General features: G+C 44.1%; 10 protein-coding genes. 3 read left to right on the forward strand and 7 right to left on the reverse strand.

Annotated elements, in window-relative coordinates:
• Genes AACR11_RS07870 through AACR11_RS07890 form a run of 5 tightly spaced genes read right to left on the reverse strand, consistent with a single transcriptional unit; the run spans position 1 to position 7152 of the window.
• A complete protein-coding gene (locus AACR11_RS07870) occupies positions 1 to 1014 on the reverse strand; it encodes a DNA-binding protein (protein ID WP_079324644.1) in 1014 nt (337 codons plus the stop codon).
• Entirely contained in the window at positions 1007 to 2215 is a 1209-nt protein-coding gene (locus AACR11_RS07875) for a restriction endonuclease subunit S (RefSeq protein WP_069538392.1), read from the reverse strand. Before AACR11_RS07875 ends, AACR11_RS07870 begins: the two co-directional genes overlap by 8 nt.
• Positions 2208 to 3839: an HsdM family class I SAM-dependent methyltransferase gene (locus AACR11_RS07880; RefSeq protein WP_079324646.1), complete on the reverse strand. Its 1632-nt coding sequence runs from the start codon at positions 3837 to 3839 to the stop codon at positions 2208 to 2210. Before AACR11_RS07880 ends, AACR11_RS07875 begins: the two co-directional genes overlap by 8 nt.
• A 28-nt stretch (positions 3840 to 3867) precedes the next feature.
• Complete coding sequence (locus AACR11_RS07885; protein ID WP_079324648.1) at positions 3868 to 6918, reverse strand: type I restriction endonuclease subunit R; 3051 nt, start codon at positions 6916 to 6918, stop codon at positions 3868 to 3870.
• A 21-nt stretch (positions 6919 to 6939) separates the two neighbouring features.
• Entirely contained in the window at positions 6940 to 7152 is a 213-nt protein-coding gene (locus AACR11_RS07890) for a helix-turn-helix domain-containing protein (RefSeq protein WP_000588506.1), read from the reverse strand.
• A gap of 433 nt (positions 7153 to 7585) precedes the next feature.
• Between AACR11_RS07890 and AACR11_RS07895 the strand changes: the two genes are divergently transcribed.
• Genes AACR11_RS07895 through AACR11_RS07905 form a run of 3 tightly spaced genes read left to right on the forward strand, consistent with a single transcriptional unit; the run spans position 7586 to position 9859 of the window.
• Positions 7586 to 7777: a helix-turn-helix transcriptional regulator gene (locus tag AACR11_RS07895; protein ID WP_023584707.1), complete on the forward strand. Its 192-nt coding sequence runs from the start codon at positions 7586 to 7588 to the stop codon at positions 7775 to 7777.
• Between the two features lie 12 nt (positions 7778 to 7789).
• Entirely contained in the window at positions 7790 to 9463 is a 1674-nt protein-coding gene (locus AACR11_RS07900; RefSeq protein WP_079324650.1) for a DUF927 domain-containing protein, read from the forward strand.
• A gap of 60 nt (positions 9464 to 9523) precedes the next feature.
• On the forward strand, positions 9524 to 9859 hold the full coding sequence (locus tag AACR11_RS07905) for a helix-turn-helix domain-containing protein (RefSeq protein ID WP_069538400.1): 336 nt from the start codon (positions 9524 to 9526) through the stop codon (positions 9857 to 9859).
• A 22-nt stretch (positions 9860 to 9881) separates the two neighbouring features.
• Here the strand turns inward: AACR11_RS07905 and AACR11_RS07910 are convergent, their stop codons facing one another.
• Positions 9882 to 11066, reverse strand: coding sequence for a site-specific integrase (locus AACR11_RS07910; RefSeq protein ID WP_079324652.1), 1185 nt, complete (start codon positions 11064 to 11066; stop codon positions 9882 to 9884).
• A gap of 171 nt (positions 11067 to 11237) precedes the next feature.
• Entirely contained in the window at positions 11238 to 12599 is a 1362-nt protein-coding gene (gene mnmE / locus AACR11_RS07915) for a tRNA uridine-5-carboxymethylaminomethyl(34) synthesis GTPase MnmE (RefSeq protein ID WP_029790007.1), read from the reverse strand.
• Positions 12600 to 12633 lie beyond the last annotated feature (34 nt).

Consider the following 12633-nt stretch of genomic DNA (forward strand, 5'->3'; position numbering starts at 1 on the left):
TCAACGGTCCTTCAAGCGTTTAAATACGTCAAGTGTTTCAGGATCGCTGAGCTGCTCCTCTAGGGATTTACTCTTCTCACCAAGGAAACGCTCAAAGTCAGCTTCTGGAACCGATTTAATATAGGCCTCGAGCTTTTCATGCAAAGCATCTCTAAAGCATAAGTCTCTACTGGCCATTTTTGTTCTGGCATCGGTTATCAGCGGCCTAAAGAGAGGATGCTGCTCAAAACTGGCAAACAGCAGCTCAGCTTCTTTTTGCGTCAATGGGCGGCCCAGGCCGGTACTCTGGCGTTCTAGCTCGTGAGCGATGCCTGATTCAAAACTTGCGATAAGCGTGAGCACTTCTGAGTACATGGTTTCACGGATCTTATCCTTTTCGGCTAGCTTGAGTATTTTTTTATACTCCGCTGCATTCTCATGGAAAATGCTTTGGTAGATCAGGTTAGTAAAGCGGCCATACTTCCACTTATTGCCGTCTACGTACTTGTCTAAGGCGTCGGTAAACTGTTTGCGGTAGTTTTCCTCCTGGAACGCCGCCATCAAGTAATCTTGATCACGCTGGTTGATGAACTTGGTATGACCCCCTGCGCGTTCTGCGAGTACATCAATGACAATATCGAGTACACGAGAGCGCAGTTCTTTGGCGCGCTCACTGTCAGTGAGCAGCATGCCAATGTTCAAAATGGCGCGAAAAGAGAAAACTCCTAGCACACTGGTTTTGGTACCGTCATCGATGTCGGTACCATAACTTAAAGCTTTGAATTCTCTGAGTTTTAATCCTCTTAATATTTGATAGCCATTGTTTTTCAGCTCATCTGCATGGCTCGACAAATAGCGCTCAATTGTACGTTCACTGATTTCAAACAATTCCATGACTTGTTGTTTAGTGAACACCGCCTCACCATTAAACTGAACACCACCTAATGCCAAGTGTTGCTCTGCTTTTTGCAGGGCATAACGGTTATTCAGTATGTTTTGTCTGTCATGCAAAGACTCAGTGAGATCTTTAGCCATGCTGAGCCTCCTGTGATTCAGTGCTTGGTTTTACCGTTACTTGGCCGTTCATTAGCATTGGTAGAAGCCAATCTCTTAAATCTGATAGTTCATCATTTTCGATACTATTTACTGTCATATTCTTAAAAAATGAACTGACAGTTTCTTCATATTTCACCAATAGATCTTTCGGCGGAATCGCTAACGAATACGTTTCGAGCACTTTTGCATCAATTCGTTTTCGTCCAGAGGTTCCAGTCATGTTAGCTATAGCAAATTGGCGGAAAGATTCTGACCTAGATAAACATGAGGCAAACCCAAACAACGGGAAATTTTTTCCTCTTAAGATAATAAACTCCGTAGAGCCAAACCCAACTTCACCTTCTTCTAGCCTAGATAACAAGGCTGTTTTACCATTCTCAAGGCATGGTGTTATCCGGGCAACAGCAACATCATTTTTGACAAATTTAGTACCACCTGCAAACTCTTTCGCTCTAGGTCTTTTTGTCATAAAACCTTTAACTGGTAGCGAATCCATATCGATGTACTTAGCCATACTACCCTTACTTAAATAAGTAGTTGGATTGAAGGAAATTATTTCCGAAGCACAACCATCATGCCATCCATCTGGAATTTCACGCATCAAGGTATCGTTGTAAACCATTTTTCCACCAGAAGCTTTATATGGTTTTCCATTCGCATCTGGGAAATCAAACTGAACGAACCAGTAGTCATAAAGCGTTTTTGCCATTGCTTCTAGTTCAGCATTTATACGGTTGTTGAGTTCGATTTTTTGATCAACCAAATGGAGAACGCTAGAAATGCTCTTTTGATCTGTTATATTTCTAAATGCATTTATTGTAAGAGGATGAAGATGATTGCGATTCATGGTGGGAACACCTGAACCACTCTTTTTGTCACCAAGCTTTAAATATTTAAGAAGATAATAAATATATCTAACATCATTTCCTTTAAAGTCTTTGATATACAACGCTGTATTATGTGGGTAAAAATTTTCCTCAAGCATATGAGGAAGGCCTACTGTGCCACTTCGACCAATAGTTATACCTGGAGCTTCAACTTTATATTCATTGTGATAGCCGAGAATTCCATTCGATGATTGTACAGGATAAGGCCCTGCAACAAACTTAGATTTAGGTAAATCATACCCTCTTTGGAACTCAATCAAGTCTCCCAACTGGCAAATACTCAACCTACTCATACTTCAATCCCGCCAACTGTTTATTAATCTCAGTTTCCAATTCACGTGACTGGTTAAATAGGCTATCTAGATTACTGGTAAAGCCTTGCATTTTTTCTACAAACTGCTCTGCTGTAATATCTACGTATTCAATTTTAACTTCGAAGTACTGCCTGGCACTGAGGCTGTAATTTTTCTCGGTGATGTCGTCATAACTGACAGCGACGGAGAAATCTTCTTCTGTCCATTTGTTGTTGAACACATCAATGATTTGCTGTTCTTCTTCTGGTGATAGAACCGTCTTCTGATTCTTACCTTCTTTGATCTTTTGACCCAGATTGGATGCGTCAACCAGCACCACTTTGTCTTTGTTACTGTCATCAATAAACAGAATAGAGACGTTGGTTCCTGTGGTCGCAAAGATATTCGATGGCATAGATACCACACCCGCCAGCATCTTGTTATCAACCAAGTACTGACGGATCTTCTTATCGATGCCTGACTGGGCGGTAATAAACCCTGTTGGTAGTACAACCGCTGCTTTTCCACCCGGTTTTAATGAGTAGATTATGTGCTGCAAGAACAATTGGTAGATTTCCATTTTGTCCTTAGCTTTCGGTTTGATTTTGGGAATGCCAGCAAAAAAGCGATCTTTGTTTTCTTTGCTGTCCAACTCATCACGAAAATCACTGAAATCCAGCTTAAATGGTGGGTTAGAGACAATGTAATCAAACTTGCGTAAATCGCCATTTTCTTTGTGGTGTGGATGACGCAAGGTGTCACCCTCAATCACGTTAGGGATTGAATGTACCAAGTTGTTCAAAATCAGGTTCAAACGCAGTAGGTTTGATGACTTCTTCGAAATATCCTGCGTGTAGATGCTACAACGTGTTTCACCGATGGCATGGGCGACATTCATAAGCAAGGTGCCAGAGCCCGCTGATGGGTCATAACAGCTCACATTGCGCACTGTGCCTTGCTGGTTTTCTGGCACTAATATTGCGGCCATAATGCGTGCGACAGCATGAGGGGTATAGTACTCAGCATATTTGCCGCCTGAGTTGCTGTTGTAGTCTTTGATCAGGTATTCAAAGATGGTCGCGTAGAAATCAAACTTCTGGTTAAAGATACGCTCAAAGCTGAACTCAATCAGTTTGTTGATGATCGCTTTACAGAAAGCGTCACGCTTGGAAACTGTCACATTTTCACTAATGCGGGTAAACAGTTGTACTTTTTCGCCTGTGTCCGTCATTACTGCAAACACATCATTATTGGTGATGGCGATGTCCATCAAGGTATCATCAAACAGCTGAGCAAATCCTGGCTTGTCTTGTTGGTTGAATAAGTGACTAATAAAATGATGTGGTTTCAAACGAGCAGTATCACCGCCCATCTGAATCTGAAGCATCTCTAGATCTTCTTCACTCATTTCAATCAGCGCTTCTTCCCACTTCGCGGCGCTGGCGATTTTTTCGTCAATTTTCTTGGCTTCATAGGCGAACTTGTCATTCAGGAATTTATATAGAAATACCTGAGTGATGATCTCAAACTCCCCGGTGCTATTGCCTAAGCCATTAGTTGCACATATGCTTTTCAAGCTATCGATTAGGGCTTTTGTTTTTTCTCTAAATTCGAGTTCAACCATTGTTTATGTACTGCCTTGATTTGTGTTCTTACCAGGATTGGCTACCGGTATTAAATTCTTGTAAATATTCTGCGACGACAAGGTGGTTTACATAACGCACCGCTTCCGCATTCAAGGGAATGCTCTGTTGTTTGATAAAACGGTTATGAACCTTGGGTAGCAGATGCCGCTCAAAATAGCTTTCGTTATCGAGAACGGATGTGTTATCGAGCACTTGGCTATCAGCGTCTTCTTTGACTCCGAGCAGGGCCTCAAAAATCTTTCTTTCAGAGTCAGTAATGTCGCGTCGTTCTTGTTGGCGTTCGTATAAACGCTTGTGTAAACGCGCATACTTGGTGTCACCTAGGTACTTCTGACGCAATTGGTTGTTCTGTCGGTTCAACTCTTTCACTCGTTGGTGAATTTTATTGAGTGCATCGATGTTGGCGACCATTTCATCTTGTGTTACTTCACTGAGATTCTTTTTCTTAAACAATCGCTCTAGTTCATCTTTCAGGTTGATGAATTTCGGGTCTTGTTGGTCAAAGTTACTTGCCAGAGCTTCGCGTGTTTGGCGCAGTGTATTCTTCAACTGATCGGCCAAAACCAGCTCTTCTTCACCGATTTTAACGAACTTGAAGATGACATCTTCTAAGGCTCTGTGAAGCAGGTGTGTGGTGTCTGTACCCTGTTCAAGATCTTGCTTGAGGTTGAGCAAGTCCAAATGATTGCTGGTTTCGCGGTAAAGCACGTTTAGCTTGGCAAAATCCAGTTCATCAAGGAAATCGTACTCACCTTGCAGGCGAATTAAGTTATACAGGCTTCGTGCATCAGCTAAGGCATTTTTCAGTGCTAAGACAGTTTCTCTGTCTTGTATCTGGCTGATTTGATCACAGAAGGTCTCCATGTTGTCGATATCAAAGCGGAACAACACATCTTTAATGTGTTCTATCTCTTGTTTGATCTCTTCCTGTGATTTGAATAGCTTGGAGTAGCTTTCGATTTCGTCGCCCAGCTCTGACTGTAATTCGTCAAAGTAAGCTTTGTTAGTCGCGTCAAACTCTTTGCGGATGTCTGCAAAATCAACTACATAGCCATAACGGAAGTCTTTGTATGTGCGGTTGACGCGTGTCAGTGCTTGTAGCAAGTTATGTTTGCGGATCACGCGGCCAAGGTAGAGTTTCTTCAAGCGTTTAGCATCGAAGCCTGTGAGTAGCATGTTGTAAACAAACAGTAAGTCGATTTTTCCTGCTTTGAAATCCTCAACCCAATCTTTGCGTTCTTGTTTTGTGCCGACATCATGCAAAATCAGCGCAGCGCTTCTAACTTTTTCAGGTTGAACCGAAGTGTCTTCGCTTACCATTTTAGGGGCGTGTACACTTTTAAACGTCTCGTACATCTGCTTAGCTTGTTTGGAGCTATCACAAATAACCATACCGCCTATAGTTGTATCGTTAAGTGTTCCACGGCTTTTTTCAAAGTCATCGATGATGTACTTGAGCATCGGGGTCGCAAAGCTAGTATGCGCATAGACATCTTCTCGATCTACATCCCCTACCTGAAGCTCTGCCTCCTCAAGAGCCTGTTGCAAAGTCATTTTGTAACTCGTAGCAATTTCTTCACGGATTAAGCGCAGGGTATAGCCGTCAGCAATGGAAGCATTGTAGTAATACTTGTGAATGTAATCGCCAAAAAGAATTCGTGAGTTATAGTCTTCACCCAGTAATGGCGTACCCGTTAAGCCTATCTTGATAGCATTGGTATCAGACTGAGTCAGATTGGCTAGAAAGCTACCTTTCGGGTTGTAACTGCGATGAACTTCATCCAGGAAGTAAACGCGTTGGATGGTGACGTTATAGTCTTGCGTTGAAATAATGTCGGGGTCATCTTTAAACTTCTGAATGTTGACGACGGTTATTTCGGCTTTGCCTGAGTGGTTGTGAATCACTTGTGTGGCTTTGATGTCACGTGTGAACGCTTCACGGGAGTTTATGGTATGAACAATCAAGCCGCGTGCAGTGAACTCTCGCTGTGCTTGTTGCAGCAAGTCTAGTCTATCGACGATAAAATAGAACTTTGGAATGATTTCTCGTTTTTGGAAGTAATCCGTTAAGAACCCAACGTTGTAATAGGTTAACGCGGTTTTACCACTTCCTTGGGTATGCCAAATAATCCCTTTACGAACCCCTTCGTTTAGCTTTCTCTCAATAGCTTTGGTCGCAAACATCTGTGGGTATCGCATGATGTGTTTTTGCAGGCCATCACTCTCTGATACGTAGACCAATGCATAGCGTAGAACAAAGGACAAACGTTCTTTGCTGAGTAAAGAGGTACAGATTCGATTGGTTGGGCGGCTGGGTTCTTTGTTGCTCAAAAACTCCGGGTTGCTGCGGATCACTTCCAAGTTGTTGTCTTTGAGTACTGCCAGTTCTTGCTCATCAGTCAGTGGTTTTAAAAGCGCAGTGAGATCTAACACCTCTTCTTCACGAAAGTAGTTAAATACTGGCTTGTCATATGAACTGCTCGCGTAAAACGCACCTTGTACTGGCTCTGGATCAACATCGACGTAGTCCATGTTGTTGGAAAAAATCATGAACTGAGTGATGTTAGCAAAGCGCTTGAATTTCGGGTTTTGAAAACGTTTATTGATGCGTTCTCTTTCCGCGATGATACCGTCTCGGTTGTTAGGCTTTTTCACCTCAATAAACACCAGCGGCATGCCGTTGATTAACAAGATAATGTCAGGACGAAATTCATCGTCTCCGTTCTTGTAGGTTAGCTCAGTAACAACATGGAAGCTGTTGTTGGAAAAGTTCTCGAAATCGATCAGCTTAGTACCAGATCGAGCCTTCAACTTATTGAAAAAAGCTCGGCCTAAGTCTTCGTTCTCCAGAGAGAGTTTCACTTCTTCGAGCAAACGGGCAACGTCATCAGATGTCATGTCAGGATTTATACGGCTGACCGCTGAGGAGAATAATTCCGGGAAGATATTTGTATCCTTGTCCCAGTGTGTTCCTTTCAGGGATAGGTACTCATAACCCAAACGCATGAGATGTAGGATCGTTGGTATTTTTACTCTTGAATCTTCTGTGAAGCTCATATCAGTCCTTCGTTATTGTTTTTATTGATCATTCTCTGGTGACTGTTCTAAGAGCTCACCAACTTGACAATTAAATAGCACGCACAGTTTGTCAATGGCTTCTAAGTCCACTTTTTGTGCTGTTTCTTTGTACAGAAGTGTCACTGTGTTGCGGCTTAAACCCGTTTCACGAATGACATCCGCTATTCTTAATTTGCGCTCTCCCATCAAACGGGCGAGGTGGCATTTGATCATGTGTTCCTATTCATGCAGGCATTCTGAACGTAAGTGCAACTATAACAGAAATGCCAGTCAGTGGTTAAAAATTAGAGTTGAAATGAAATTATTCGAGAGGATATATAGCTGGTGTTGCTTGTCTACAGGGATTACTGAAAACACACTTTCACAAGTGAAAGTGTGGATCTAATCACTAAGCGTTAACTGTGGTGATCAACTTAACGCATTAACGAGTTACGTAACGTATAGCGCTTTGTGGCTTGATGAATAACGCTGAAGTAACTCCTAATCACATTACTGCACCATTATCTGCTTCTGTAACCCTAAATAAAGCATTTTACAGGCATATTTTCTGCTCCATCTGCCTATTTTGGGCCTGAGCACCGCGCGCCTTTACGTTGCTCACCCTGCAAACTATTCCTTGATTATCCATTAACTGTCAGGAGTAGTTATGACCGAACAAAAACAATCAAATCAGCTATTAAGCTATCAAGAAGTTTGCAAACTAACGCAACTATCTCAAGCGACGATTCGCCGCTATGTAAAAAATGGTTCCTTTCCTACACCAGTCACACTATCACCTGGCGCTCGAAGTGTGAGATTTCGCCTTGAAGATGTGCAGAAGTGGCTTTTGAGCCTGTGATAGGGAGGTCATATGAAGTTTCGTCATCACCATGATCAACTACAGAATTTCTGCCGTGAGCGAGGTTGGCGTTCGTTGAGCTCTTCGGTCAAGGTTCTTGCTAGAACGCGTTCACCTGATCGGAAGTCAGGGTTCAGTGCTTGTATTGAAATCATCAATATGGACAGACAGACGATCCGAATGATAGTACCTGCCAGAAAGATCATGGGAGGGACCAACTATCAGCTAAGAGATGAATTGTTCGATACCGGTTTTTGGCTGGAGCCTGAGCAAACTGCATGGAGTATGGTCCAGCGCTATTTGCGGGAAGAGCTCAAAGCGGCACAAACGGCCTTTTGTGTCACAAGAACAGGTTGGCATGACAAGGTGTTCGTTACTCCGGAGAAAAGCTTCGGACGGTCAGATGAGTCCTACTATTTTTCTGGTGGTATGGCTGATTCACTTTGTTTGGCTGAAGGGAACTTAGCTGAATGGCAAAGTGAAGTCGGTTCTTTGTTGGTCGGCAACCCCTTGCTCATTTTTTCTGTTGGTGTTGCGTTGGCCGCACCGCTTCTCAAGCCAGTAGGGATGGAAAGTGCGGCATTCCATATTATGGGGCCATCTTCGTCGGGGAAGTCTGTCACATCGTTTGTTGCAGCGTCTGTTTATGCTGATAAGTCATATATCAAGTCGTGGAAAACGACGGCAAACGGTATTGAAGCGGTTGCATCGGAACATCATGACATGTTGCTTGTGTTAGATGAGCTTGGGTTGTGCTCGGCGGAAGAAGCCAGTTCAGCGGCTTATCAAATCGTCAACGGATGTGGGAAGCTGCGAGCCACTGAAACAGGCGGCCTGGCGAATATTGCCAATTGGCGGACGTTGACCTTGAGTAATGGAGAGATTGACCTGACAGAGCTGATGGAGTCCTCTGGTTATCAAGTGAAAGCGGGTCAGCTGATTCGAGTCATCGAAATTCCTGCCGAAGAGCGTTTCGGTTGTTTTGCGGATCTACACCGCTTTTCCTCGCCATCTCAATTTGCTGAGCACTTAGAAAAGCAGACGCAAAAGTATTTTGGCACTTTGTTTACGGCTTGGATGACGCTTATTTCAGATAAGCCCGATCTGGATGTTGTCTTACAGCGTGAAATCGAAACGCTGAGGCAGCATTGGTCTAAAAGCAATTATTCCGGCCAGGTTCATCGGGTATTGAAGCGCTTTGTCCTTGTTGGTGTCGCGTTGTCTGTTGCGTCACGAAACCAGTTAGTACCATGGTCTGAAGAAGAGTCGCTCTATTCCGTCTATAGCGTTTTTAGTCGCTGGCTAGCCCATCGAGGGCACCAGCACAATCAAGAAACGTATGAGGTGTTAAGTGCTTTGAAACAAGCGATTCGGTATTGGGAAAATAAGCTCCCTGAATTCTGTACGAGCAGATCTTCAAAGTTTGGTTACGTGCGGCAGGATGGTGATGAGATCCAGTGGCTTATCCACAAACAAGAGTTTGTTAAGCAGCTACGGCTGCGGCGTCAATACAAGAGTCAATTGAGCCCTTTGATTCATAAAGGGTGGTTTGAAACCAATGAAGATCGTAGGGGAACACTTCGGATTATCGAAAAGAAGAACGGTACTGAGTTTGATCATCGTTTTTTTGCCTTCTGGCCGGAAAAGATCCTCTCTGAGTTGAAGGAGATGGGTATTGATGAATAGTGCATTTCCCGGCTTTCCCACTCTTCCCAGAGACATTCCAATGGGTGAGGAGGTGATACGATGACAACCAACGAGCAAGCTCTTCTTCAATCCATTCTCGCCAAAATAGATCGTGTTGAGCGCGCTGTTCTGGAGCAGCGTTTGCAGCAACAAAAGGTGGAGTTACTTGGAAAGGATATTCTAACTGTTGATGAATGTGCTGTCTTACTCGGTTTGTCTACAAACCAGCTGTATAAGCTAACGAGCTCGGCAGAGATCCCTTACTTTAAGCTTGGCAAACACCTCCGATTTGAGCGCCAAGCCATCATGAGTTGGGTTGAGGAGCAGCGTGTTTCATCTCGCCATGAGATAGAAAAAAGGGCAGCAAACTATGTCGCCACCACTTCTCGTAAGTAATACCGTTATCGCAGCGACCTCATCAGGCCGCTGAATCCTTTCCAGAAGATGTAAAAATATCGGGGAATGTCAGCATGGCTTCCATCCTGCGCTGTTCTATGATGTCAGCATAGATCTCGGTTGTTTTAAGTTCGCTATGACCAAGCAATCGAGACACTGAGTAAATATCCACGCCTCTGCTCAGTTGGATCACTGCAAACGTATGGCGGCCACTGTGGAATGTAACGTGTTTACTGATTCCAGCAGCTAGGCTCCATCTAAGCAGTTCAACGTTCATATACGAAGAGTATTTTAATCCCTTAAATACACGCTCGTGTGCCGCTTTGACTGGACCTAAGAGTGATTCCGCAAACTTTGGTAGGTCTAGGTATTGAAGGCTCTTAGCATCGCCGTGAGAGAGTTTGACTTGGTCGAAGATAATGCGTTTGTGATTATTAAATGTCTCTATTTCTGACCAGGTAAGTCTGTGGATATCGCACCAACGCATCCCCGTTGCACATGAGAACAAAAACGCACGTTTAAGGACTGGGTAGCGACATTCTGTGTGAGCTAACGCGTTGACTTCATCCAGTGTTAAATAAACCCGCTTTGTCGTTTTCGCTTTGATACTGGTTACTTGTGACAGTGGATTATCACGAATAATGCCTTCACTATGTGCTTCGTTGATTGCCGCGCGAACTTTATTGAAGTAGGAGCTTTGCGTGTTGCGAGACAAAGGCTCATCACTCTTGGTTTTCGCTTCATTGGTCAGGTAATACTTAAATCCGTCTAACCAGTCTTTATCCAGCTCATCAAAACTAAGATCATGTTTTCCGCAGTAGAACAGCAGGTGCTTACGAGCTGAAAGCCAGATCGAATGGTTGGAGGTTGAGGTAGTTTGTTCTTTGATATCAATTTGCTGTTGAAAGTAATCAATGAAGCTAGCTGAGCGCTTAGTTCGATCCTCAAAACCATGCTTTTGGGATTGCCATTCAACCAGTCGTTTACTCCTAATGGTTTCGGCGAGAAGCATGTGTTCTTTGTTGTGTTGGCGCTGGGCGGGTGTTTTAGGTTTGTCGTGAACGTACAGGTCTAAAGTTTCGTAGCTGCGTTTACGTTTATTTTGGCGTCCACCTAGTGTGTTTGTGGCATAACCATGATCATAAACCAAACGTAGTGAGCGTGTGCCATCAGCTCTAAGTGTTCGTTTTTGAATAGAAATTTTCATTTTAGACTCCATTTGGGCCCCAATCAGTGCGAGTAGCATGTCATGGAGCCCAAATGGGGACTAGATTTGGCAATTAACGGCAACGGATGGAAACAAACGGCAAATGACGATCTAATAAAATCAGTGTGTTATCTACCGTTGCTTGCTGTTGTTTTCCGTTATTTGCCCACTTTACTTCCCGATACAGAATGAGGAGAAGATTCGTCCAAGGAGGTCATCGGAACTGAACTCTCCGGTAATCTCGTTCAAGTGTTGCTGAGTGATACGCAGTTCTTCTGCCAAAATCTCGCCAGCCATGAAGCCTTCAAGCTGTTCTTGACCTATTTGTAGGTGCTGAGCTGCACGTTCTAATGCATCGAGATGGCGACGACGAGCCATAAAGCCGCCTTCCGTATTGCCTGAGAAGCCCATACATTCTTTTAAATGGGTGCGTAAAGCATCCACACCTGCGCCTGTTTTTGCCGAAAGACGAATTAACGTTGGATCATTCACATGGCAGATCCCCATTTCTTCACCGGTTTGATCCGCTTTGTTACGGATCACCGTCATTCCAATATTGTTTGGTAGGCGATCAACGAAATCCGGCCATATGTCTTTTGGATCCGTGGCGTCAGTCGTGGTGCCATCTACCATGAAGAGCACACGGTCCGCTTGGGCTATTTCGTCCCATGCTCGCTCGATACCGATTTTCTCAACCTCATCTGAAGCATCACGCAGACCGGCAGTATCAATAATGTGTAGAGGCATACCATCAATGTGAATGTGTTCACGCAGTACATCACGTGTTGTACCGGCAATATCAGTCACAATTGCAGACTCTTTGCCTGACAGAGCATTCAGAAGGCTAGATTTACCCGCATTAGGACGACCTGCAATCACGACTTTCATACCTTCACGCATGATGGCGCCTTGGTTTGCTTCTTTACGCACTGCATCTAGGTTATCGATGATGGCTTGAAGATCGGCTGATACTTTTCCATCGGCAAGAAAGTCTATTTCTTCTTCAGGGAAATCGATCGCTGCTTCAACGTAAATTCGTAGGTGAATCAACGACTCCACCAGCGTTTGAATACGTTGTGAGAACTGACCCTGCAGCGATTGCAATGCTGATTTTGCCGCTTCTTCTGAGCTTGCATCGATCAAGTCTGCGATCGCTTCAGCTTGCGTTAAGTCCATCTTATCATTCAAGAATGCACGTTCTGAGAATTCGCCAGGACGGGCTGCACGAACACCATCAATGCCCAGAATACGTTTAATTAGCATGTCCATTACAACAGGACCGCCGTGACCTTGAAGTTCTAGAACGTCTTCGCCAGTGAACGAATGTGGGTTAGGGAAGTACAGTGCAATGCCTTGGTCTAGCACGGTGCCATCTTCCGCTTGGAATGGCAGATACTCTGCGTAGCGAGGCTTTAGCGTTCTACCTGTGACTTCTAGTGCCACTTGATTGGCCTTGGGGCCTGAAACACGAATAATGCCGACACCACCACGACCGGGTGCGGTAGCCTGAGCGACAATCGTATCTGTAGTCATAATCTTGCCTTTTGAGCTGGGCTATAGGGTTTTA

It is taken from the genome of Vibrio sp. L85 (genome assembly GCF_963871815.1).
GTDB classification, from domain to species: Bacteria; Pseudomonadota; Gammaproteobacteria; order Enterobacterales; family Vibrionaceae; genus Vibrio; species Vibrio harveyi.

Excerpts from the sequence above, each read along its gene's own strand:
- AACR11_RS07870 (WP_079324644.1), bottom strand. The coding sequence starts at position 1,014 with ATGGCTAAAGATCTCACTGAGTCTTTGCATGACAGACAAAACATACTG.
- AACR11_RS07875 (WP_069538392.1), bottom strand. The coding sequence starts at position 2,215 with ATGAGTAGGTTGAGTATTTGCCAGTTGGGAGACTTGATTGAGTTCCAA.
- AACR11_RS07880 (WP_079324646.1), bottom strand. The coding sequence starts at position 3,839 with ATGGTTGAACTCGAATTTAGAGAAAAAACAAAAGCCCTAATCGATAGC.
- AACR11_RS07885 (WP_079324648.1), bottom strand. The coding sequence starts at position 6,918 with ATGAGCTTCACAGAAGATTCAAGAGTAAAAATACCAACGATCCTACAT.
- AACR11_RS07890 (WP_000588506.1), bottom strand. The coding sequence starts at position 7,152 with ATGATCAAATGCCACCTCGCCCGTTTGATGGGAGAGCGCAAATTAAGA.
- AACR11_RS07895 (WP_023584707.1), top strand. The coding sequence starts at position 7,586 with ATGACCGAACAAAAACAATCAAATCAGCTATTAAGCTATCAAGAAGTT.
- AACR11_RS07900 (WP_079324650.1), top strand. The coding sequence starts at position 7,790 with ATGAAGTTTCGTCATCACCATGATCAACTACAGAATTTCTGCCGTGAG.
- AACR11_RS07905 (WP_069538400.1), top strand. The coding sequence starts at position 9,524 with ATGACAACCAACGAGCAAGCTCTTCTTCAATCCATTCTCGCCAAAATA.
- AACR11_RS07910 (WP_079324652.1), bottom strand. The coding sequence starts at position 11,066 with ATGAAAATTTCTATTCAAAAACGAACACTTAGAGCTGATGGCACACGC.
- mnmE (WP_029790007.1), bottom strand. The coding sequence starts at position 12,599 with ATGACTACAGATACGATTGTCGCTCAGGCTACCGCACCCGGTCGTGGT.